The organism is Brytella acorum (assembly GCF_029309905.1).
In the GTDB taxonomy this organism is placed as follows: Bacteria; Pseudomonadota; Alphaproteobacteria; order Acetobacterales; family Acetobacteraceae; genus Brytella; species Brytella acorum.
Map to the genome: position 1 here is coordinate 66,308 of NZ_JARBJP010000002.1, position 21,765 is coordinate 88,072.

General features: G+C 61.5%; 17 protein-coding genes. 6 read left to right on the top strand and 11 right to left on the bottom strand.

Annotated features, from left to right (window positions below; genetic code table 11):
* Genes accC through aroQ form a run of 3 tightly spaced genes read right to left on the bottom strand, consistent with a single transcriptional unit; the run spans position 1 to position 2,255 of the window.
* Entirely contained in the window at positions 1 to 1,347 is a 1,347-nt protein-coding gene (accC, locus tag PWM43_RS03615) for an acetyl-CoA carboxylase biotin carboxylase subunit (RefSeq protein ID WP_289841224.1), read from the bottom strand.
* 15 nt (positions 1,348 to 1,362) lie between these two features.
* Positions 1,363 to 1,803: an acetyl-CoA carboxylase biotin carboxyl carrier protein gene (locus tag PWM43_RS03620; RefSeq protein ID WP_289841225.1), complete on the bottom strand. Its 441-nt coding sequence runs from the start codon at positions 1,801 to 1,803 to the stop codon at positions 1,363 to 1,365.
* Positions 1,800 to 2,255, bottom strand: a complete 456-nt coding sequence (gene aroQ / locus PWM43_RS03625; protein ID WP_289841226.1) for a type II 3-dehydroquinate dehydratase — start codon at positions 2,253 to 2,255, stop codon at positions 1,800 to 1,802. Before aroQ ends, PWM43_RS03620 begins: the two co-directional genes overlap by 4 nt.
* A gap of 195 nt (positions 2,256 to 2,450) precedes the next feature.
* Here aroQ and PWM43_RS03630 point away from each other — a divergent pair, with 195 nt between their 5' ends.
* A complete protein-coding gene (locus PWM43_RS03630) occupies positions 2,451 to 3,692 on the top strand; it encodes an exo-beta-N-acetylmuramidase NamZ family protein (protein ID WP_289841227.1) in 1,242 nt (413 codons plus the stop codon).
* Positions 3,693 to 4,114: 422 nt separating this feature from the next.
* Here PWM43_RS03630 and PWM43_RS03635 read toward each other — a convergent pair whose 3' ends face one another.
* From PWM43_RS03635 to ccmA, 4 genes are all read right to left on the bottom strand, one after another.
* Entirely contained in the window at positions 4,115 to 7,369 is a 3,255-nt protein-coding gene (locus PWM43_RS03635) for a S41 family peptidase (protein WP_289841228.1), read from the bottom strand.
* A 171-nt stretch (positions 7,370 to 7,540) separates the two neighbouring features.
* The gene (locus PWM43_RS03640) at positions 7,541 to 10,387 is read right to left on the bottom strand and encodes a Hint domain-containing protein (protein WP_289841229.1); all 2,847 of its coding nucleotides are present in this window, start codon (positions 10,385 to 10,387) and stop codon (positions 7,541 to 7,543) included.
* A 378-nt stretch (positions 10,388 to 10,765) separates the two neighbouring features.
* Positions 10,766 to 11,437 (bottom strand): heme exporter protein CcmB, encoded by a 672-nt coding sequence (ccmB, locus tag PWM43_RS03645; protein WP_289841721.1) that lies wholly within the window; start codon positions 11,435 to 11,437, stop codon positions 10,766 to 10,768.
* Positions 11,438 to 11,457: 20 nt separating this feature from the next.
* On the bottom strand, positions 11,458 to 12,102 hold the full coding sequence (ccmA, locus tag PWM43_RS03650) for a heme ABC exporter ATP-binding protein CcmA (RefSeq protein WP_289841230.1): 645 nt from the start codon (positions 12,100 to 12,102) through the stop codon (positions 11,458 to 11,460).
* Positions 12,103 to 12,376: 274 nt separating this feature from the next.
* Between ccmA and PWM43_RS03655 the strand changes: the two genes are divergently transcribed.
* Entirely contained in the window at positions 12,377 to 13,069 is a 693-nt protein-coding gene (locus tag PWM43_RS03655; protein ID WP_289841722.1) for an amino acid ABC transporter ATP-binding protein, read from the top strand.
* Positions 13,066 to 14,598 (top strand): ABC transporter substrate-binding protein/permease, encoded by a 1,533-nt coding sequence (locus PWM43_RS03660; protein ID WP_394356025.1) that lies wholly within the window; start codon positions 13,066 to 13,068, stop codon positions 14,596 to 14,598. Before PWM43_RS03655 ends, PWM43_RS03660 begins: the two co-directional genes overlap by 4 nt.
* Positions 14,599 to 14,632: 34 nt before the next feature.
* Here the strand turns inward: PWM43_RS03660 and PWM43_RS03665 are convergent, their stop codons facing one another.
* From PWM43_RS03665 to PWM43_RS03680, 4 genes are all read right to left on the bottom strand, one after another.
* Entirely contained in the window at positions 14,633 to 15,562 is a 930-nt protein-coding gene (locus PWM43_RS03665) for a hypothetical protein (protein WP_289841231.1), read from the bottom strand.
* Between the two features lie 13 nt (positions 15,563 to 15,575).
* A complete protein-coding gene (locus PWM43_RS03670) occupies positions 15,576 to 16,844 on the bottom strand; it encodes an AAA family ATPase (RefSeq protein ID WP_289841232.1) in 1,269 nt (422 codons plus the stop codon).
* Positions 16,841 to 17,437, bottom strand: a complete 597-nt coding sequence (locus tag PWM43_RS03675; protein ID WP_289841233.1) for a hypothetical protein — start codon at positions 17,435 to 17,437, stop codon at positions 16,841 to 16,843. Before PWM43_RS03675 ends, PWM43_RS03670 begins: the two co-directional genes overlap by 4 nt.
* 348 nt (positions 17,438 to 17,785) lie before the next feature.
* On the bottom strand, positions 17,786 to 18,400 hold the full coding sequence (locus PWM43_RS03680; protein ID WP_289841234.1) for a hypothetical protein: 615 nt from the start codon (positions 18,398 to 18,400) through the stop codon (positions 17,786 to 17,788).
* 361 nt (positions 18,401 to 18,761) lie between these two features.
* Between PWM43_RS03680 and rimP the strand changes: the two genes are divergently transcribed.
* From rimP to PWM43_RS03695, 3 genes are all read left to right on the top strand, one after another.
* Positions 18,762 to 19,385 (top strand): ribosome maturation factor RimP, encoded by a 624-nt coding sequence (gene rimP / locus PWM43_RS03685; protein WP_289841235.1) that lies wholly within the window; start codon positions 18,762 to 18,764, stop codon positions 19,383 to 19,385.
* Between the two features lie 61 nt (positions 19,386 to 19,446).
* A complete protein-coding gene (nusA, locus tag PWM43_RS03690; protein WP_289841236.1) occupies positions 19,447 to 20,991 on the top strand; it encodes a transcription termination factor NusA in 1,545 nt (514 codons plus the stop codon).
* A 31-nt stretch (positions 20,992 to 21,022) separates the two neighbouring features.
* Positions 21,023 to 21,685 (top strand): RNA-binding protein, encoded by a 663-nt coding sequence (locus PWM43_RS03695; protein WP_289841237.1) that lies wholly within the window; start codon positions 21,023 to 21,025, stop codon positions 21,683 to 21,685.
* Positions 21,686 to 21,765: the final 80 nt, after the last annotated feature.

Below are 21,765 nucleotides of genomic sequence, written 5' to 3' on the forward strand. Positions count from 1 at the left end.
CTAGCCCTTCTGCGACTCGACGAAGCGCTCCAGCCAGTGAATCGTATAGTCGCCACGCTGGAACTGAGGATCGGCGAGAATTTTGCGGTGAAGCGGAATGACCGTTTTCACGCCTTCAACGACGCACTCGTCCAGCGCGCGCTGCATGCGGGCAATGGCTTCCGCGCGCGTGGGCGCATGCACGATCAGTTTGGCGATCATGCTGTCGTAATAGGGCGGAACCTTGTAGCCCGCATAAATCGCGCTATCGATACGCACGCCAAGACCGCCCGGCGGATGGAACACCGTGATCCGTCCGGGATTTGGCATGAATGTTTCGGGATCTTCCGCATTGATGCGACACTCGATCGCATGACCGCTGAAGCGGATATCGGACTGCTTGTAGCCCAGCGGCTGGCCTGCGGCGACACGGATCTGTTCGCGGACGAGATCGACGTCACAGACCATTTCCGTCACCGGATGCTCGACCTGAAGTCGCGTATTCATCTCGATGAAGCAGAACTGGCCGTCCTGGTACAGGAACTCGAGCGTCCCGGCATTCCGATAGCCCATCTTCTTGAGCGCGGAGGTCGCCGTCTCACCGATCGCGTCGCGTTCCGCCGCCGTCAGCGCGGGTGAACCCGCCTCTTCGAGAAGCTTCTGGTGTCGACGCTGGAGCGAGCAGTCCCGCTCGCCGAAATGCACGACATCTCCCTGTCCGTCGGCGAGAATCTGGAGTTCGATATGACGCGGCTTGTCGAGATATTTCTCGAGATAGACCTCGTCATTACCGAAGGCCGCCCGGGCTTCAGTCCGCGCGACGCTCCAGGCTTCTTCGAGATCGTCGGCGGTCTGGGCGACCTTCATGCCGCGCCCGCCGCCGCCCGCCGCGGCCTTGATGAGCACCGGGTAACCCACTTTGTCGGCCACGACGCGCGCCTCATCGACGGATTTCAGCGCACCGTCGGAACCCGGCACGAGGGGCACGCCGAGCGCCATCATCGTCGTCTTCGCGGTGATCTTGTCGCCCATCATGCGGATGTGCTGCGCGGTCGGCCCGATGAAGACCAGTCCGTGGTCCTCCACCGTTTCCGCGAAATCGGCGTTTTCCGACAGGAAGCCGTAACCCGGATGAATGGCGTCTGCACCCGTGATCGTGGCCGCCGCCATGATGGCCGCGACATTGAGGTAGGAGTCGCGCGATGCTGGCGGCCCGATGCAGACGGCCTCATCGGCAAGCCGGACATGCATGGCGTCGGCATCGGCCGTCGAGTGAACCGCGACCGTGGCGATGCCAAGCTCACGACAGGCACGCTGGATACGCAATGCAATTTCGCCGCGATTGGCGATGAGAATTTTTGAAAACATACTGGCTTTCGGGCCTTACTCGATAATGGCGAGCGGCTCGCCATATTCTACCGGATCGCCGCTGGCGATGAGAATCCGCACCACTTTGCCGGCACGCGGAGCCTTGATCTGGTTGAACGTTTTCATGGCTTCGATCAGCATGATGGTCTGACCGGCAGCGACCGACTGGCCTTCCGTCACGAACGGCGCCGAAGACGGATCCGGCGTGAGATAGGCCACGCCCACCATGGGGCTGGTCACCGTGCCGGGATGGTTCGCGACATCGGCCGCGGCCGCCACGGGGACCGCCGCCGGGGCCGCCGCGAACGGGGTCGCCGCAACCTGGGTGACAGTCCCGCCGCGAGCGACACGGATCCGGCTGTCGCCTTCCGCCACTTCGATTTCAGTCAGTCCGGTTTCGGTCAGGATGTCAGCCAATGCCCGGATGGCATCCGCGTCCACGAGCATAGGGCTCATCGTTCGTCCTCGTCTTCAATCATGTCGTAAAGGGCTTGAACCGCCAGACCGTAGCCGCGCACGCCCAGGCCGCAGATCACGCCGATGGCGGCCTGCGACGTATAGGTGTGGTGGCGGAAACTCTCGCGACGGTGGATATTCGAAATGTGCACTTCCACTGTCGGCAGTCCCACGGACAGCAGCGCGTCGAGCAGCGCCACCGATGTGTGACCATAGGCCGCAGGGTTGATGATGATGCCGCGCGCACGGCCCCGGCACTCCTGAATCCAGGAGACCAGCTCGCCTTCGATGTTCGTCTGACGGAAGTCGATGGCGATGTCCAGGCGTTCGGCGGCCTGGATGCAGACCTGTTCGACATCGTCGAGCGTCGCCCGTCCGTAGATCTCCGGCTGGCGCAATCCGAGCATGTTGAGGTTGGGGCCGTTCAGCACGGCAATCAGCGGGCGCTTCATATCGGCTTGCCCGTTAGCATTTTCGCTGTCTCCGTGAAAGCCTCCTCTGTCCGGAAGACAAAATCACACGAAGCAGAGGTGCTTGTTCCGCCGCCGTCACAGATTGACAAACCTGCCGCTCTGCCACGCAATCCGATGCGACTGTCCGAATAACACAGGGGATTCTTGATCATGGGCGCGGGACGACGGAATTTCATGATGGGCGCGGCTGCGCTTGGCGCGGCGACCGTCAACCGACGCGCACAGGCCGCATCCTCCTGCCGCCCCCATGAGCCCGTCAAAACCGGTTTCACGGTCATGCGGGACGCCGGATATCAGGCCCTCCGCGGACGAAAACTGGGATTGATCGCCAATCCCACCAGTGTTGACGAGCGCCTGCGTCACATCGCCGACGTCCTGCACGCCACGCCAAACGTCCGGCTCACAGCCATTTTCGGCCCGGAGCATGGTTTCCGTGGCACCGCACAGGCGGGATTTTCCGAGAAGCGCTCCACCGACCCGCGCACCGGAATTTCGGTCTACGATATCTATACCATCAACGGTCCCGCTCTCGATGCAGTGTTCCGGGCATCGGGCGTCGATCTCATGGTGTTCGATATCCAGGATGTCGGCGCGCGTTTCTATACGTATATCTGGACTCTCTTCGACAGCATGGCGGCCTGTGCCCGCACCGGGATTGAAATCCTGGTGCTCGACCGCCCCAACCCGATTTCGGGGCGTCCGGCGTCCGGCCCGGTCCTCGATCCCGCACTCTCGTCTTTCGTTGGCCGTGCACCCATCGCCCTGCGGCATGGCATGACGATCGGAGAACTCGCGCGGCTGTTCAACACCGCCTTCATCCCGCGGATGGCAGGACGCGCCGCCCGCCTCAGTGTCATTCCCATGCGCGGCTGGACACGCGATCTCTATTACGACGAGACGGGCCTGCCATGGGTGCCCCCCAGCCCCAACATGCCCACGGTGGAAACCGCGCTCGCCTATCCCGGAACCTGCCTGTTCGAAGGCACCGGCCTCTCCGTCGGGCGCGGCACGGCAGCGCCCTTCCTCACGCTTGGCATGCCGGACACGCCGGAGGACCGGCCGTGGGCCGAACGCGTCATGGCCATGAACCTCCCGGGCTGCCTCTTTCGGGAATGCTGGTTCACGCCGGGGTCCGACGCCTTTGCGAAACGGCTCTGTCACGGCCTGCAACTCGTCCTGACCGATCGCACGCGGTTCGACGCGGTCCTGACCGGTTTTGCGCTGCTCCGCTCCGCTCCCGGTCGCCAGCAGCCGGATTTCTGGCGAAGTGGGGGGAAGACCTTCGATATCCTGTCCGGTCAGCGGAACCTGCGAACCATGCTGGATCGGAATGCCAGCCTGCCGGACATCATCGCGAGCTGGCAAGGAGATTTGAGACGATTTGAGACCTTGCGGGAGGCTCATCTGCTCTACTGATCGCGAACGCGACGATTTCCACCCCATCTTCTCGCCGGGTCTTCCGCTCATCCGTGACGAGGGAGGGCATGCCCATCCGGCCGCACGAGCCATTGGGCTCAATACGTCCACGTCGCTTTATCCTCATCCCGGCAGTCTCATTTTCCAAAGCGACCCACCCCTGGCTTTTTCCGAGGCGTCTTCGCGGTTACCCAACAAGCGACATGAATGCGGCAGGGGGAGGCGTGAGAGAAGCCATGACGGGATGAGGCGAGGCATCCCATGTGCATGTCTCGTTTGGCTTCGACTCAGCGGGTTCCCGTCTTCCATGAAGAAAAGGTGGCGAAAGATGTCGTGCTTCGTAAAGGTCGAGGCCAGCGTCTCGAAAATTTCAGACCGGATGCGCCTCGTTCTTTCATGGGGCGGGGCACATCCGGGGACGATCAGTGGCTCGGCGCGGGAACCGGCGGCGCGAAAGCTTCGGGCTTGAGGGCGGTGACAGGCGCTCTGGAGAGTGCGTCGTTCAGGACGTCCAGCGCCTTGGAAAGCTGCTGGTCTTCGCCTTCGAACGTCGCGTGCGGCATGTTTTCCACGACCACATCCGGTTCGACACCGTGGTTTTCGACCAGCCAGTGGCCGCTCATGTCGAAATACGGATTTTCCGCCGTTCGCGCCGTGCCCTGGTCGATCAGGCGATCGCCATCGGACAGCCACACCCCGGCGCCAGCGGTGCGCATGCCGACGAGCGGCGCGATCTTCAGGGATTTGATGCCCTGCGAGAAAGTCTCTCCGTCCGAATAGGTGAACTCGTCGCACAGCACGACGAGGTGGCCGCGGAAGGCCTGCTGCATGTTCACGCTGGGTGCGTTGTCATAGCGTGCCCAGAACATCCAGGCTTTGCGCATCAGGCTGGACAGGACCCAGGAATCGATATTGCCGCCCATGTTGCGGCGCACATCGATGACGATCGCGTCCTTGTCCAGATTGGCATAGAACTCGCGCGTGAAAGCCTCGATATCTTCGCCCCCCATGGCGCGCAGATGGACATAGCCGATGCGGCCCTTGCTGGCCCTGTCGACGAAGGCGGCGCGGCCCCGTTCCCAGTCACCATATTGCAGGGCTGCCTCACGTTTATGGCTGGTCGCAAGCACGACCACCCGATGATTCTGCCCGTTCCGTCGCAGGGTCAGGAGAACCTGACGTCCGGCCTGATCGGCCAGGGCGGATGAGAGATCGGGCGCGCCGACCACGTTCTGGCCGTTCACGGCGATGATCAGATCGCCTTCGCGTGCGTCGACATCGGGTTTGCGCAGCGGGGAGCTGGCGTCAGGAAGATCCGGATCGCTGGCATAGATATGTTCGATGCGGAAGCCGTCATCCTCACGTTCGATCTGCGCTCCGAGACCAGCGATCAGGTCGGCGGACGGACGCTGGCCGGTATTGGCGGGGCGAAGCTGTGAATGCAGCGCGTTCAGCTCGCCCATCATCTGCCCGAGCAGATCATCGAGATCCGAACGGTCCGCGAGACGGTCGATCAGGGGACGATAACGCGTGCGCACCGCATTCCAGTCCACGCCGCGCAGATTGCGATCGTAGAAATGGTCACGATGCAGACGCCAGGCGTCCTCGAACATGTCGCGCCACTCGGCGCCCGGATCGACGCGCAGCCGCAGGTCTTCGAGCCTGATCGAGTCCGGTCCGACGTCGGGCGGCTGTTTGGCCCCGGCGGGAAGGAGCATCAGCCGGGGCAGCGCGCTTGGTCGTGGCGTCGTGTCGACGAGCAGGGTCTTGCCATCGGGGGTGGCGTCAAAGGTCGAAACCTTCGGCGCGAAAGTTTCGACCTTGTGTTCCTTGTTGTCGATATGGATCGACTTCAGCGGATTGCTGTCATCCGTGCCGTCCAGGACGAACAGGAACTCGCTCGATGCGCGGAGATTGCTGAAATCTCCGGCGGGAACCGGCACCTCATAAAGGCGATCCTTGAGGCCCTCGACCACGATGGCAGCGGGCTTCGCTTTCGGGTCCGGTTTCGCGTCCGGCTTGACGTCGTCCAGTTCGGTCGCCGGGGCGAAGGGAAAACGCGTCTTCGGCTGAAGCGCGAGAGCATAGATCCCCGTGCGCTTCGGAAACACCGGCCCGAGGTTACGGTCACCCCAGGGCGAAGCATTGGCAAGCGAGAAATTCCGGTCGGAGAGGAACCAGAGCCAGTGACCGTCCGGACTGAAGCTCGGGGCGTAGGATTCGTATTTCTCGTCCGTCAGCCACGTCGTCTGGCCGGTCGCGAAGCTATAGAGCGCGATCTGTCGTCGGATGCTGTCGCCTCGCGTGCGGACAAATGCCAGCGCCTTGCTGTCCGCCGACCATTTGGTCTCCGCATAGCTCGTCGTGCCGTCCTTGGTGGCGTCGTCGATCAGACGCTCCGCAAGCGTGTGAACGTCCAGGACCATAAGACGTCCCGTCATGTCGGTATGGGCGATGTAGCGTCCGTCCGGCGATACGGTCAGGCTGGTCGGGCCGCTATGATTGCCGTGAGTGAGCTGTTCGCCCTTGCCGTTGCCATCCGTCGGAAAGCGCCAGATTTCCGATTCGCCCGTCGAATCGCTGAAGGCATAGACGAATTTACCGTCCGGACTCACGGTGGCTTCGCGCAGCCGCAGACCTGGATCGTCAGCGATCTGCACGCGGCGACGCGAGCCCGTGCCCGCGAGAATCACATGACCGCGAAAGGTCAGCGCGACGGTGTTGCCATCGGCGGAGAGAGAGGTGTCGTTAAGATAGCGGAAGGGATGGTCGAGCCATTGCGGTCGCCGGGCTTCATCGTCGGAGGCGATGCTGACGGCCACGCGGGCGGGTGCTCCATCCGCGAGGTTGAGACGGTAGAGATCGGCACCGAGCTGATAGACGATGTCGTCGCCGGAAATGGAGGCCTGTCGGACGCCGAAATCGACATGGTGCGTGAGCGGACGCGCATCCGTGCCATCGAGTGCGTAGCTCCAGAGGTTGTCGCGTCCGTTCTGATCGCTGACGACGATGAGCCGGTCGTGCCAAAGCATGGGACGTCGCAGATTGACGTCCTGCGGGCCGATGCGCTCCGCTTCCTTGCCGTCATGGAGATTGTAGCGCCAGAGTTGCGATACGGCGCCGCCGCGATAGGCGCGGAGGTGATCCCGGCTCATGGCGGTGCCAAAGCGGACGAAATAGATCCACTGGCCGTCGGCGCTCAGGGTGGCATCATTCGCATCGGCGAGCGGGAAGACCCTGCGTTCATGCGTTATGGGGTTGACGCTTGCCAGAATGGCACTGAATCCGGGGCCGGATTTGGGTGTCGTGCGGTAGATCAGGCCCGCCTTCGCGTCCCATCCGACAGGCATGACGACGCTGTTTTCGAAGGTGACGCGTCGCGGCGGGCCGCCAGCGGTCTGCATCACATACAGTTCGGTCGGACCGTCGAAGTCGGCGATAAATGCGATCTGCGTGCCGTCAGGCGAGAGGATCGGGTGCGGGTCCGTGCCAATTCGGCCTGTCAGCCGACGAGCGTCGCCGCCGGTTTTGGCCACGGTCCAGACGGACTGTCCGGCGTCGAAGGTGACGGTGTCTGTTGCGATACTCGGATCGCGCAGATATCCCGGCGCGGCCTGTGCTGTCGCCGCCAGCAGGGAAAAGAGGGCGCAGCCGTTGAGCAGGCGCGAAAGTCGCATTGTGACGATCCCGTTCCAGAAAAGAAGCGTTATAATGTTACGCAGAAACGGGCGCTTGAAAAGACGTTCGCAAAACGTCTTCGGGAAAACGATTCATACTCGGACAGGGCGCATGAAAAAAGGGCGTGCCGGAAGCACGCCCTTTCCTGTTTGCGGCGTCGAACTCGAAAATCAGGCGACCTTGGTCATCTCCGCATCGTCTTCAAGCAGATATGGACCGGACTGGGCGATCTGAAGGCTCAGAACGCCGACGGAGCCAGGCTGGCGCTCGCCGATGAGCAGGGTCGCCGCGCCATTGGTCCAGCGCAGTGAGGGATGATCGAGGCCGTGCCATCCGTCGGCTTCCGCATCGACCATATGGGTGTTGACGGATCGTGTGACGTGGGAGTCCCACAGCGTCACTTCGCCAACGAGCAGTCCCAGCATACGGCGGTCATCGCAGAAGGGGCCGACGACATCCGACGGGCGCGACGCGCGCGACATGATGCGAACCGCATTCACGCCTTCCGGCAGAGACACGACGATCATACCGTCACGCTCCCGCACACGACGCAGCGGCGTGCCGAACATCGTCGTGATTTCGATCCGCGCATCCGTCGTGATGTCGGTTGCGTTTGTGACCGTCAGACCCAGCGTGTCGGTGGCTCGTGCGGCGAGGCGCGCGTGGATGGGCTCGACGAACGTCCGCGATGTTTCGAGTTCGGCCGCGGCCTGCGACCAGTCCAGATTGCGCGAGCACAGCGACACCACACGGCCCGACGTGAAGGAACGGCGATTTCCTGTGTCGAGGTAGCTTTCGGTCTCGAGACCCTCGGCGAGAATGACGCTATGGACGTCCGTTTCGACGTGGAAGTAACGATACTCGGTGATCGAACGGTCGTAGAAGATGCTCGAACCGTTCACCAGCATGCGCACGGGCACGAACCGATCTTCAACATGTATGCAGTGCTCGGCGGTCACGAGCAGATCCCGTGCCGGAAGGTTTTCACCGAACGCATTCCGGACGATCCGGACCGGATAGCCGGCGGCGTCTTCGGATTTGCCGGTCTGGACGATCACGTGCGCCGAGCCGACCCAGACGACGGGGCGGAACGCTGCATGGTCTCCGACGACGGAGATCATGTCCCCGATTGTCAGATCTTCGACGGCGACGTCGCCGTGATCCGTGTGGATCAGGGTTCCCTGAAGGAAGCAGGGACCTTCGTTCAGAACGATCCAGTCTCCATCGACGTCTTTGGAGATCGTCGTGGCGCCGGGAGTGAAGCCGGCCGTCGCATGGATGTCGGAAATGGTCGTCGTATGACCATTGCTGAACTTCATCGTCAGCGCATATGAGCCGTCCGTGTTCTGCGAGTAGACGGCGGACGTCAGCGTCAGACCGGAATCTTTGTCGACGGCGAAACGTGTGTTGGCGGAGACGTTGTTGAATGCCGTGCCGATCGTGCTCTCGTTGCCGTTGAGGACGACTTCGTTGATCGAGTTATCGAAGTTGACGGTGTGGGGCGTGCCATAGAAGGACGCATAAAACTTGCTGTTATCGGCCATGTTGAGCGTCGGCACATTGACCGAGAGCGAGTGTTCGGCCGTACCCAGAGTGGCATTGTCGAGATTCAGCGTGCCGCCGCCGTTGATGCTGGACTGATCGAATATGACGTTGCCGTCATTGTTTTTGATGGTGAGCGTGCCATCGATCGCCGAAACGCCCCCGAGTTCGACAGGCGCTGCCGTATCGATGATGAGGGCGCCGTTTCCACGAATTTCCACGCCCTGCGTTGCGAAGACATAGCTCTCCGGGTTCTCGCCAGCCGGTGCATTAACCAGCAGCGTGGCATTCTGCATGATCGAAAGGCTGACGAACTGCACGGTCGTGGCCTGCGAGGCCTCGACATAGACCGGGCCGTTCCAGCCCTCGATCGAAGCCTGCCAGCAGGAATGACCGTTCTGGGGAATGTCCCCCCGGTCCCAGTTCGACGTGTCATACCAGTTCGCCGGGTTTTCAGCGGTGCCGGTGCCGATGAAATGGTCGTTCGCCATTCCACTATGAGCGGAATAGGTGCCATCCGTGTATTGTGAGGGATCACCGCCGACGGTCTGGGTGTGCTCGGCAACGGCGGCCAGAAACTGGGCTTCGTCCGTCGTGCTGTAATCTACGCCAGCGCCAGCGGCATTGCTGTCATCGACGTAGTAATTGCCGGAAGCGTCAACAGCGATCGCCGCGTCGCCTGGAACGAAGCCATCCGCGGTGTGGACACTGCCCACGACGACCGTATGACCACCGCTCATCGTGACTGTCAGGCTGTAGCTACCGTCATCGTTGGCCGAAAACGCCGCGCTGACGGGCGTTTGGCCATTGGCGGGATCGATCGCGATGTGCGCGTTTTCCGAATATCCGTAAATCGTCGCGGTGTCGTTGTCCTGCGATCCGTTCAGAACGAGCGTGTTGACGGTCGTGGGATCGAACGTGACGGACTGACCCGCGGAATACCAACCCGTGTAAAGCGTGCTGCCACCCTGAAGGGAGATATTGAGCCCGCCATAATTGCAACCGGGCGCCGTGAGGTTCAGCGGCTGGCTGGCCGAACCCAGTGTCGAATTGATCAGGTTGAGCGTGCCGTCGCCATTCAGGCTGTTGCCGTCAAATACAACATTGTTATTGTTGTTGACGATCGTCACGGTGCCGCTGTTTTCGGTAAATAGTCCGAGTTCGACTTTCGCGGGCGTGTCGATGATCAGTTCACCGCCACGCAGAACCTCAAAAGCATGCACGGCAAACACATTTCCGGCAGTGTTGCTGTCGCCTGTCGCGGTAATCTTGAGCGTCGCATAGGGACCGACTGTCAGAGAGCTGATCTGGCCGTAGGCCGCCGCATTCGCGACCGCAACGAGCGGATCGCATTCGGAGCCCCAGAGTGTCGTGTCGTCGCACGTGTTCTGCTGGGGAATTGTTCCATTCGACCAGTTCGCGGGATCATAGAAATCTTCAGAATTGCTCTGCTGGAAGTAATTCGGTCTGGACATTGATCAAGCTTTCCATCGCTATCGGTTCCTTCGAGCGTCGAGGTGTCGCTTTACAGAAACCAGGATGCCGGCTGATGGAGAGTTTCATAATTCTCCGGCAACCCGCATTAATGAAACGCCTGTTATCGAAATCGAGATAGAATTGATACAATACAAAAAGAAATAAAACACGAATGACGATTTATTAACGCTATCTGAATTTTCTATACGTCAAAAAGCGTTAATCAAGCATCGTTAACGTTATATTAACTATATGAGCCGAGCTTAAATAACGGAATTTCTGACTTTCTATAGACGATTCGCGGCGTGATCTGAAGATGTGACTGTCCGTCGACGGCGTAATTCCCGCTCCCGAAGCAACTGAAAACCCAACCCTGTTCAGGCGTCGGCTGCCGCTTTCAACCCCGCTGCCGCTGCTAACGGGCACAGAGGGAGAGCAAGGGCCAGAAATGCCCCTAAAAGATTCAGCTCGACACTATAACTCAGGCCGAATTGAGCAGCGTAACCTGCTGCTGCGCCGAAAATAAGTATAGGCGTCGCCAGCGGCAGAATAAGAAGGGGTAACAGGACGCCTCCTCGTCTGGCGCCAAGAACAATACCGGCTGCCATGCCCCCGATCAGTGACAGTGTGGGTGTTCCAAGCGCGAGGCCCATAAGCAGGGGAAGAAGATCGGCCGTATGGATGCCGAGCATGATTGCCAGAGGGCTTGCGGCGAGCAGGAGCGGCAGGCCCGTGGTCAGCCAGTGAGCGATGATCTTGCCCAAGGCAACGAGCGAAGGAGGAACGCCGAGCATGAGCAACTGGTCCAGAGAGCCATCCTCAAGTTCGGATCCGAAAAGCCTGTCGAGCGGCAAGAGAGTAGCGAGAAGGGCGCACACCCAGACGATGCCAGGCGCCATGCGCCGTAAAAGTTCCGGCGATGGTCCAAGGGCCAGAGGAAAAAGACTTCCACAGAGAAAAAAGAAAAGAAGTGCGGCGAGCGTGTCGGCGCCGTGGCGTAGCGCGAGGCGCAGTTCTCGACCAATGAGGGCGAGCAGGGGGCCGATCATGGCCCCATTCATGGCTCCCTTCATGAGAAGAGTTCCCGGTGCTGGGCTGGCAGGACCAGTTTTCGTGTCTCTGGCATGGGGAGCGGAACATGGGTCGTGACGATCATCATGCCGCCTGCGGCACGATGCCGCGCCAGAACGGTCCCGAAGCGTTCGACGGCATCGGCATCCAATCCGAGGCTCGGCTCGTCGAGCAGCCAGAGACGCGCATCGGTCAGCAGGATACGTGCGATGGCGCCACGCCGTTTCTGACCGGCGGAAAGGAGTCTGGCGGGCAATTCCGCGAGCGCGAGAAGGTCCACCGCCTCTAGAGCCGCTTCGAGGCTGGTTCCGTTCAGGCGTGCGGTCAGGTGAAGATTTTCGGCCAGTGTCAGGCCCGGTTTCAGCGCGTCCTGATGACCGAGATACGCGACGCGCGGCGCGGTGGTATCGCTCTCTCCGGTTTCATCGTCGTGCCACAGGATATCGCCGCCATCGGGACGCCGCAGCCCCGCGACCGTCCGCAGGAGGGTCGATTTTCCGGCGCCGTTCGGGCCGGTGAGCAGAATGGCCTCGCCATCGTCCACATTGAAGGATACGGCATCCAGAACGAGCCGCTCGCCGCGAATGACGCTGAGGTCGCGGACTTCCAGGCGGGGGGCTATGCGATGCGGATGTGTGGACATGGGCCTTGGGTCGGTAGGAATCGTCCTGGGGGCGAGAAGGGCCTGTATAGAGACCTCGACCCCGCAGGGCCAGTTCCGCGCTCATCTTCCCATGGAGTTGTTGCCGTCCGCATGGGTTGCGGACATATCGACAGTCGCATCGGTTTTTGATCGAATCGATGTCGTAAGAGCACCGCATGTTCAGGGGTTACGAAAACTGGTCCAGTCCGACGAAGTTGTTCTCGAGGCCCGCGATATCAGAAAGGCTTTCGACACGAACACGGTTCTGAACGGGATGTCGCTTCGTGTGGAGCGCGGCGAACTGGTGTCGATCATCGGTCCGTCGGGGTGTGGCAAATCGACGTTCCTGCGCTGCCTCAATCTTCTCGAAATTCCGGATGGGGGGCAGGTGCGGATCGAAGATGTGCTCGTGTCTCGCGCGGGCGGAGAACGTTGGACGCGTGCCGACGAGAAACAGGCCCATCTGCTGCGCGCGCATGTCGGCATGGTCTTTCAGTCGTTCAATCTCTTTCCCCACTACACCGTGCTTCAGAACGCCATGCTCGCACCGCGCGTCGTGCGCCATGTCACGAGTGAGGCGGCTCGGGAGACCGCGAGCCAGCTTCTGGAAAAAGTCGGTCTGGGTCACATGACGGATCGATATCCTCAAACCCTGTCCGGCGGTCAGCAGCAGCGTGCGGCGATCGCGCGCGCGCTCGCCATGAAGCCTGCCGTCATGCTGTACGACGAACCGACCTCGGCGCTCGACCCTGAAGTTTCGGAGGAGGTTCTCAACGTCATGCGCGCGCTCGATGATGACGGCATGACACAGATCGTCGTCACCCATGACATGCGTTTCGCTCGGGCCGCATCGGATCGGGTTCTGTTCGTGGAAGGCGGAGTCATCGTCGAAGCCGGACCGCCGGAGCACATCTTTTCGGATCCGGTCGATCCTCGAACGCGACGCTTCCTGAGAACCATCCTATGAGGGCGATCCTGCATCTGCTGATGGGCTGCTTCTCTGTGCTGGCTGTCGCCACGGCCGATGCGGCGCCGGTCGCATCCGAAGCCATGCCGGAAATGGTCTGGGCCTCCGACGGGCAGGCAAATGTGCCGTATGTTTTTCATGACCCCGCCGATTCCACCCGTGTAGAAGGTTTCGAATACGACATCGCGGCGGCCATCGCGCAACGGCTTCATGAACGGCCGCGTCTCGTCCAGAACGATTGGGATGGCCTGATTCCCGGGCTGAAGCGCGGGCTGTATCAGATGGTCCTCGACGGCATTGAAATGACGCCTGAGCATCGGGCGGCAGTGTTGTTCTCGCGTCCGTATTACGTGACGGGCGAGCGGATCGTTGTGCGGCGCGACCGTCAGGGACTGGACAGTTTCGAGGCATTGCGCGGCCATACGGTCGGAACGATCAAGGATACGCTTGCGGAAAGAATGCTGACGGGTGAGCCGACGATCAGCACGCGGGCCTATGAAGAGGAAAGCAACGCCTTTTCGGACCTGCGAAACGGAAGGCTGGACGCCATTCTGCTCGATGAGCCGATCGCGCTTTATTATGGCGCGGTCTCGCCGGAATTCAGGGTGGTCGGCGAGTCGATCGGACGCACGCAGTACGGCATCGCCTTCGAAGCGGCCAATCACGTCGAGCGCGACAGGGTCGATGCCGCTCTCGGCGAGATCATTGCCGATGGAACCCTGCATCGTATTCTGGCGCGGTGGAATCTCTGGACGCCGATGATGGCGGACGCGCTCGGCGATCATACCGACATCCATGTGCCCCCCGACGCGTGGGAGCGTTATCGCACCTCGATCGGAGCGCTGAACGGGTGGGGCGCGCATCTGCGGCGTTATATCGGGTTTCTGCCGCTTGTCCTGCATGGCGCGTGGCTGACGCTTGCGGTGTCGGCATGCGCCATGATTCTGGCCGTTGCGCTGGGTATCGTGCTGGCGTTGTCACGGCGCTACGGACCTCGTCCGCTCGCCTTTCTTTGTGGGTTATATGTCGAGATCGTGCGCGGGACGCCTCTGCTGATCCAGATCCTGTTCATTTTCTATGGATTGCCGTCGTTGGGAGTTACGCTTTCACCCTTCCTGGCGGGCGTTCTGGCGTTGGGACTGAATTATGCGGCGTATGAGGCTGAAAATTACCGTGCGGGTCTGCAATCCGTTTCACGCGGGCAGATGGAAGCGGCGATCGCGCTGAACATGACGCACGCCCAGGCCCTGCGTCTGGTGATCGTGCCGCAGGCCTTCCGGACGGTCGTGCCGGTGATGACCAACGACTTCATTTCTCTGTTGAAAGATTCATCGCTTGTCAGCGTCATCACGCTGACGGAACTGAGCCAGACCTACGTGCGTCTGTCCTCGACGTATTACGATTATGTCGGGACCGGCCTGATGATCGGTATGGCCTATCTGCTGCTGGGTCTGCCTTTCGTGCGACTGGCCCGCTTCGCCGAAGCCCGTCTGGGACGGAGCATGGATGCGGCGAGCAGCAAGCACTGAAACCGCGTCTATCCCGACCGGAGAAAGAGAAAGTCTACGGAGCAGCCGGGTCCCGGGCGAGTTCGTCCGGCACTGTACCGCTGATCAGTCCGTGCGTCATGCCTTCGCGCAGGACGCCGACCCAGTTCGTCATCCATTTGGTCGTGCCGCGCACGAAGTTCTGAGCCAGCGGAGCGTTGGGGAGTTCGGTTTTGGTCCAGACGGCCAGAGGCGCGATCAGTTCCGTCGATCCAGGCCGCACCGGCGCCAGAAGGGTATCCACCGCGTTGACGTCGGTCGACCCGTCCTTCGTTGTCGTTGCTCTGAGCCAGACGGCGGTCACGTAAAGTGGTGAGACCGGAAAACCGAATGTATGGAGTCTCTGGAACGCGGTCGTGATCAGTTCGTTCGCGGAACCGGTACTTTCAGCGACGCTCCAGCACTCGCGGACGCCATTCTGACCGTCCGACATCACGCGCGCTGCGAAATTTCTGTCATCATGACACGTGTCGTCCAGCCCGGCCGTCGCATCGGCGGGCAGGGGACGGGTGGTTGTCCTTGCGATGATGACGCCCGTGACGACGCCTCTGTCGGTGCGCGCCAGAATGTTGAAAAGCTGAACGCCACCCGGCCCGACCTGACCGGTGAGAACCGGATGCCAGGTTCCGGCGGGAAGGGGAAGCGTATGGCCGTTGAATGGCACGCTGCCCACGAACGATGCGTTCATGCTTGGTGCGGCGACCCTGTCGGGCGAGTTGCCGGGCTGCTGCGCAGCGCCGGATTGCTGGGCGTCGCTGGACGGCGGACTGCCGCCGCTGGATGGGGACGCCGGAGCCGTGGTGCCTGGAACGTGGGCAAGCCATGGGGCATGCCGCAACATGAAGGGCGTGGGATAGAGGGCGGCGAGACCGAGAAAGCCGACAGAGCCGTAGAGCGACCATCTCCAGAGAGGCGCGCGGCGCCACAGACGTGAAAAAGCGGACATTCTTCGTGGTGGCTCAGCTCGTCATGCGGGCGTGGAGGGATTCGGCCTCGTCGGCGACTTCGGCGTTCACGCCGTTCTCCCCGGCGACGAGCCGGACCATTTTCGCGCCATTCTGACGGGCCATGATCAGGCTTTCGCTCACCATGTCCTCGATGGAGCGCACGAGATCGCGCGCCGATGCGCCGGTGCCCAGTTTCTGCTGGCGCTGCATGACCTGGAAGAGAACGGCGGCGTCGATTCCGCCGGGCTCCACGCGAAGGCCGTAGCTGTCGATCATCGCTTCGATTTCCAGTGCGGCAACGCGGGCCAGATCGAGACCGTGCAGTTTGCGGAACACGAAAATCCGGTCGAGGCGGTTCAGAACCTCCGGCGCGAAACCGGCCTGACGCAGGGCTTCGACCGACTCGGCACGCATGCGGTCGGGATCGGAGGCGAGACGATCGGCGATCTCGGTCAGGGAGTCTGTCGCAATGTTGGAGGTCAGCATGAAAATGGCGCGCGTGGTGGAAATCTGCGTGCCGGTGGAGGCCTCCGTGATGTGGCCGTCATTCCAGGCCGTGAGAAACTTCTTGAAAACATCGGGGTGGGCTTTTTCGATTTCATCGAGCAGCACCACGGCGTCGGGCTTTTCCTGGAGGCCGCCTGTCAGCTTTCCGAATGTGTCTGATCCGACATAGCCCTTCGGCGAGCCGAAAAGCTGTGTCGCGGCGTGAGGGCTCGACATCTGCGTCATGTCGAAATGCAGCAGAGGACGGTCCATCTGTCGGGCGATCTGTTTGGCGAGATAGGTCTTGCCGGTTCCCGGAGGTCCCGCCAGCAGGAAAATACCGACCGGTTTTCCGCGGACATGCAGGGCGAGACGGCGGCGCAGCTGCTGGGCGATGTCCTCGCAGACCTGATCCTGACCGATCACGCGGGCGCGCAGTGACGCCGCCAGCTCCTCCGCGTCGATCGTCGTTTCCTTCTGCTCGCGTGCCATGAGCTCTTCAAGCGCATTGCGGTTGGTGAGGCGGGCGAGAACGTCCATCAGGAATCCCTTTCTGCGGCGGAGCCCTTTACGGGCGAGACGCTCGGCGCGGGTTTCAAACAAAAGCCCCGAGACGGTGAAGAGCGCGCCGAGACCCGCCAGAGGAAGATAGCCCGGTTCCGCCCATCGCAGGAAGCGTCCGATGGTTGCGAATGACAGATGAAGGGCCATCGCGGCCTGAAGGCTCGCGAGCGCCAGAAAGATCACCATCATAACCGGCATCATCCGGTTAAGGAGCGGCATCAGGCTCTTCATTGTTGGATGAGGTCCAGAATGAGCCCGTCACTGGGCCCGGGGATCGTCGGCATGATCGTCGGTCCGGTTACAAAAAGCGCGCCGATATGAAGCCCGTCGGGGGGCGGCGTGGTCGTGGCGATGATCGTGGCCTGCCCCGCGCCTCTGATGGGCAGAACGACGTTCTGGTATTTCGGGCCGAGAACGACATTTTGCGTGATGCCGCTGCTTGTCACGGTTACGACCTGTCCTGCTGCGCCCGTCGCGTCCCGCATGGGCAGGATACTGAGGCGCATTTCGCGCCGCTTGACGGCGGCCAGGATGTCCGCGCGCGCGGATGGCGGAATCTGACTGTTGGCCAAGGCTTTGGCCGCGTTCTCGGGCGATATGATCGTGACCTGCGCCAGAGCGTGGGGAAGCGTCGTGCCTGTCGGGGTGCCGGTCGCGGAGCCTGTCGCAGACGCGGGCGCGACCGCTGTCGCGTCATGTCCCGAGATGTTGTGGGCGGCGAGATAGCCCGTCCCCAGAAGTGCGGCGGCAAGGATCGAGACCTTGGCCGCCATCGCCATGGGACTACGCTCCTGCGAACTGTCTTCCCGCGGCTTGAGCCTCATATCGGGTTCTGAAGGGCCATTCATCAATGTCATGTGACAGGGGAATGGATCAGAAGGCAAGCGCGGGAGCATGTCCGTGGTGTAAACAATCTTTACATCTTCGGCTCCAGCCGTCGCCGTCGGTCGAACCTTGCGCCCATCGTGCTTTCGTGACGGGTAAAGGAGCCGGGTGAAGCATTCGACGGGCGAGGGATTTATGGGTCATGTCCCGGTTTGAAATTCGGGTTTCGCCTCTTTATGGACGCCAGAGCGCGGTATGGTCTTTCCTGAAAGCGGACGTGGCACCATGCCTCCGCGAGGATTGATCTCCGTCGATCCGGTGAGGTTCAAACTGGTTTGTGCTTCCGGTCAGTTGAAGGCGCCACTGAGATCCTCGTAAGTCGTGCGCTCGGAAACCATTCCGGCTTCGCTGGCGGTGACCTCACGCTCGAGGACGCGGTTCTTGTCAAAGCGGATGCGCACCTGCGTTGCCGCCGCCGCGTCGCCGCAGTTCAGGGTCAGGACGAACTGTGTCCAGCCATAGGCCGCCAGACTCGCCGTGTTAACGTCGTTCAGGGTGGCAACCAAGGAATCAGGAATGTAAACGGTCTTCGGCCCGACCGTGAGCGACAGCTTTTCGACCGGGGAGCAGGTCGTGCGGCCGCCGGAACAGAGGTGGACCGAGTGGCTCGGCGTAGTGGCGATTACCAGCGTTGCTGTGACTTTCGTGTCGGCGAGGGTTGTCTTAAGGGTAATCGCGCCGGTCGTGGGTATCTCTGTCAGTGTTGGGGTTGGGGACTCTGCGCTGGCACTTCTCGCGCCGAGAAGCGCGAGAAGTGCGCAGGCGGGCAGCGCCAGGAGGCGGTTGCGCGATGGCGAGCGGTGCGGGGGCATTGTTGTCTCCGATTGCACTGCAATTCGCAGTTTCAGCAGGAAGAAGGCGGGTAGCCAGAAACATAGGGTAAGCACCTGACGCTCTTCCATTGAAATGCAATTCACATTACGGCCCAAAAGTTCACTTTTCGTCCTGTGGTAAGATCTTCTAGCTGAAGCAAGGGTCTACCCAGCCGGTATCACCCTTCAATACAGCTTAGGGTTCTCGCTGTGCTCCCAGATAAAAGCTGGCCGGGAGTTGCAACTGTATTGGTTAGGACGTCTGCTATCGAGTGTTTCGTGCTGCGAAGCGGACAGTTACGTCCCCTCCCCAAAAGCGGATATTTCAAACCGGGGCACTGCCGATTTATGGAAAGGCTTGCGTCCGCAGGGGCGATGGCCTAGGTAAGCGCATCACCTTTATTTCCGTCATGGTTCTGGGGGGTGGCCTTAACGGGCCGCCTTTTTTGCGTTGGAAACTGATCTTCCTCATCTTAACGGTCTTGAAGCGCGGATCGCGCGGCAGATTACGCCGGCACTTGAAGACATGGGCTTCGAGCTCGTCCGTCTGTCTGTGCTGGGGCGCGAAACGCCGACCATTCAGGTCATGGCTGATCGTGCCGATGGCAGTCTCATCAATGTGGACGATTGCCAGCAGATCAGTCATGTCGTGGGCGCCGTTCTTGATGTTGACGATCCGATCCCGGGCGCCTGGACGCTGGAAGTGTCGTCGGCTGGAATCGATCGCCCTCTGACCCGTGCGAAAGACTGGGAACGTTTCGCCGGGCATATCGCCAAGGCCGAACTTGACCTGCCGATGGATGGACGCAAGCGCTTTTCCGGAACGGTTCTCGGGTTGAGGGATGGCGCGGCGTTGATGCGCCTCGATGATGGTTCCGAGGTCGCGTTGCCTCTTGAAAACATCCGCAAGGCCCGCCTGATTCTGACGGATGCGCTGATCGAAGCCAGTGCGACGATGATGGGCGTCCAGGATGAGGAGAGCGACGCGCCTCGGCCCAAGACGCCGAAGCTCAACCCGCTGCGGCCGGGTAAGGGGCCTGGAAAAAATACGAAGCCTGGTCGCCGCGTTCACTGAAGCGCGACTGTCTGATTGTTTGTTTTGCGCCCTCGTCGGCGCCTCTTGAGGATCTACTGTGATGGACACCTCTGTTACACGGCCTGAACTCCTGCTGGTTGCGGACGCCGTTTCGCGCGAGAAGAACATCGACCGAGACGAAGTGCTCGAAGCGATGGAGCAGGCCATCCAGAAGGCCGGTCGCGCGAAATACGGCCATGAAAAGGACATTCGCGCGACCATCGATCGCAAGACCGGTGAGGTGCGTCTGTCGCGCTGGACCGAGGCAGTCGAAGTCGTCGAGAACGAAGAGACGCAGATTCCGCTGCATATCGCGCGGAAGTTCAAGCCTGAGATCCAGCAGGGCGAGCATCTGGTCGATCCGCTGCCGCCAATCGATTTCGGGCGTATCGCGGCGCAGACGGCCAAACAGGTGATCGTCCAGCGTGTGCGTGAATATGAGCGCAAGCGTCAGTATGACGAATTCAAGGACCGCGTGGGCGAGGTCGTCAATGGCACGGTCAAGCGCACCGAATACGGCAATCTCATGGTCGAGATCGGTCACACCGAGGCCCTGCTGCGTCGCGACGAACTGATCCCGCGCGAATCGTTCCGCAATTCGGATCGCGTGCGCGCCTATATCTATGACGTGCGCGATGAGCCCCGCGGCCCGCAGATCTTCCTGAGCCGCACGCATCCCGCATTCCTTGCGAAGCTGTTTGCTCAGGAAGTGCCCGAGATTTACGACGGCATCATCGAGATCAAGGCCGTGGCCCGTGACCCGGGTTCCCGCGCCAAGATGGCGGTTGTCTCGCGAGATCCGTCCATCGATCCGGTCGGTGCATGCGTCGGTATGCGTGGTTCGCGCGTGCAGGCGGTCGTCGCCGAGTTGCAGGGCGAAAAGATCGACATCATTCCCTGGAGCGCGCAGGCGGCGACGTTCGTCGTGAATGCGCTGGCTCCGGCGGAAGTCAGCAAGGTGGTGATGGACGAGGAAGCCGGGCGCGTCGAGGTCGTGGTGCCCGACGAGCAGCTTTCTCTGGCAATCGGCCGTCGTGGTCAGAACGTGCGTCTGGCCAGTCAGCTGACCCGGTGGGACATCGATATCCTGACGGAGGCGGAAGAGTCCGAGCGTCGTCAGGAGGAGTTCCGCAAGCGTACGGATCTTTTTGTCAGCGCGCTCGACGTGGACGATGTGATCGCGGGCCTGCTCGTGACCGAGGGTTTCCACTCGATCGAGGAACTCGCTTATGCGGACTCGGACGAGCTGCATAACATCGAGGGATTCGATGAGCAGGTTGCGGAAGAGCTGGTTCGGCGCGCTGAAGAATGTCTCTCGCGCAAGGAGGACGCGCTCGACGAGCAGCGCAAGGCTCTTGGTGTGGATGATGCGATCGCCGATCTGGGCGTGTTCTCCAACAAGATGCTGGTGACGCTGGGCGAGAGCGGCGTGAAGTCGCTCGATGACCTCGCGGATCTCGCCGGTGACGAGCTGGTCGAAATTCTCGGCGCGGATGTGATCGACGCGGAGGCCGCCAACGAAATCATCATGGCGGCGCGCGCTCACTGGTTCGAAGGTGAGGAGGGTGTCGCGGATGCGGCTCCTGCCACCGACAAGGAGGTGTGATACGTCGGACACGCCGGATAACGCGGAGTCCGTGGTCACGGACTCCGCATTGGATCAGGACGCGGTCGAAGTCGATCGCGGGCATGGCGGTCTGCGTCGCTGCATCGTGACGCGCAGCCATGCGGCGCCCGAGACGATGTTGCGCTTCGTCGTGTCGCCGGACGGGATTTTGACGCCGGATTTGTCGGCGCGACTCCCCGGACGGGGAATATGGTTGAGCGCCCGGCGAGATGTGCTAGAAACCGCCCGGACGCGTCATATGTTTTCAAAAGCGGCGCGTCAGGCGGTTCAAGTGCCGGATGATCTCGATGCGGTCATTCGAGCCGGACTGGAACAGCGTGTGATCGAATCGGTGACGCTAGCGCGTCGGGCCGGTCAGGCGTTATGTGGTTTCACGAAGTGCCGTGAGTGGATCGTCGCCCGCAAGGTCGGAGCGGTGATCCAGAGTTTTGGCGCCAGCCCTGACGAGCTGGCGCGACTGTTGTCAGGGGCGCGGGAGCTCCCTGTGGCGACGATCCCCGCCGGGATGCTGGCTAAGGCGTTCGGGCGGGAACATGCGGTTTATGGTGTTGTGGCGCGCGGAGCGCTGGCACGACGCCTGCTGATCGAGCATGAACGATTTTTGGGGTTGGCCGAGGGGCCGGTCCCCGGTGCGCCGGATATGCGCGCCGGAGTGGAACAGGCGGGTAAATGAGCGAAGGCAACGAACGGAACCAGGAAAGTCAGGTTCAAGAGGGCCAGGTCGGGCAGGAGTCGCAGACTTCTGACGCCGGG

Coding starts and splice junctions, on each gene's coding strand:
- PWM43_RS03640 (WP_289841229.1), bottom strand. CDS start 10,387: ATGTCCAGACCGAATTACTTCCAGCAGAGCAATTCTGAAGATTTCTAT.
- PWM43_RS03675 (WP_289841233.1), bottom strand. CDS start 17,437: ATGAGGCTCAAGCCGCGGGAAGACAGTTCGCAGGAGCGTAGTCCCATG.
- PWM43_RS03620 (WP_289841225.1), bottom strand. CDS start 1,803: ATGAGCCCTATGCTCGTGGACGCGGATGCCATCCGGGCATTGGCTGAC.
- accC (WP_289841224.1), bottom strand. CDS start 1,347: ATGTTTTCAAAAATTCTCATCGCCAATCGCGGCGAAATTGCATTGCGT.
- PWM43_RS03630 (WP_289841227.1), top strand. CDS start 2,451: ATGATGGGCGCGGCTGCGCTTGGCGCGGCGACCGTCAACCGACGCGCA.
- PWM43_RS03665 (WP_289841231.1), bottom strand. CDS start 15,562: ATGTCCGCTTTTTCACGTCTGTGGCGCCGCGCGCCTCTCTGGAGATGG.
- nusA (WP_289841236.1), top strand. CDS start 19,447: ATGGACACCTCTGTTACACGGCCTGAACTCCTGCTGGTTGCGGACGCC.
- PWM43_RS03670 (WP_289841232.1), bottom strand. CDS start 16,844: ATGAAGAGCCTGATGCCGCTCCTTAACCGGATGATGCCGGTTATGATG.
- PWM43_RS03680 (WP_289841234.1), bottom strand. CDS start 18,400: ATGGAAGAGCGTCAGGTGCTTACCCTATGTTTCTGGCTACCCGCCTTC.
- PWM43_RS03660 (WP_394356025.1), top strand. CDS start 13,066: ATGAGGGCGATCCTGCATCTGCTGATGGGCTGCTTCTCTGTGCTGGCT.
- PWM43_RS03655 (WP_289841722.1), top strand. CDS start 12,377: ATGTCGCTTCGTGTGGAGCGCGGCGAACTGGTGTCGATCATCGGTCCG.
- ccmA (WP_289841230.1), bottom strand. CDS start 12,102: ATGTCCACACATCCGCATCGCATAGCCCCCCGCCTGGAAGTCCGCGAC.
- aroQ (WP_289841226.1), bottom strand. CDS start 2,255: ATGAAGCGCCCGCTGATTGCCGTGCTGAACGGCCCCAACCTCAACATG.
- ccmB (WP_289841721.1), bottom strand. CDS start 11,437: ATGATCGGCCCCCTGCTCGCCCTCATTGGTCGAGAACTGCGCCTCGCG.
- PWM43_RS03635 (WP_289841228.1), bottom strand. CDS start 7,369: ATGCGACTTTCGCGCCTGCTCAACGGCTGCGCCCTCTTTTCCCTGCTG.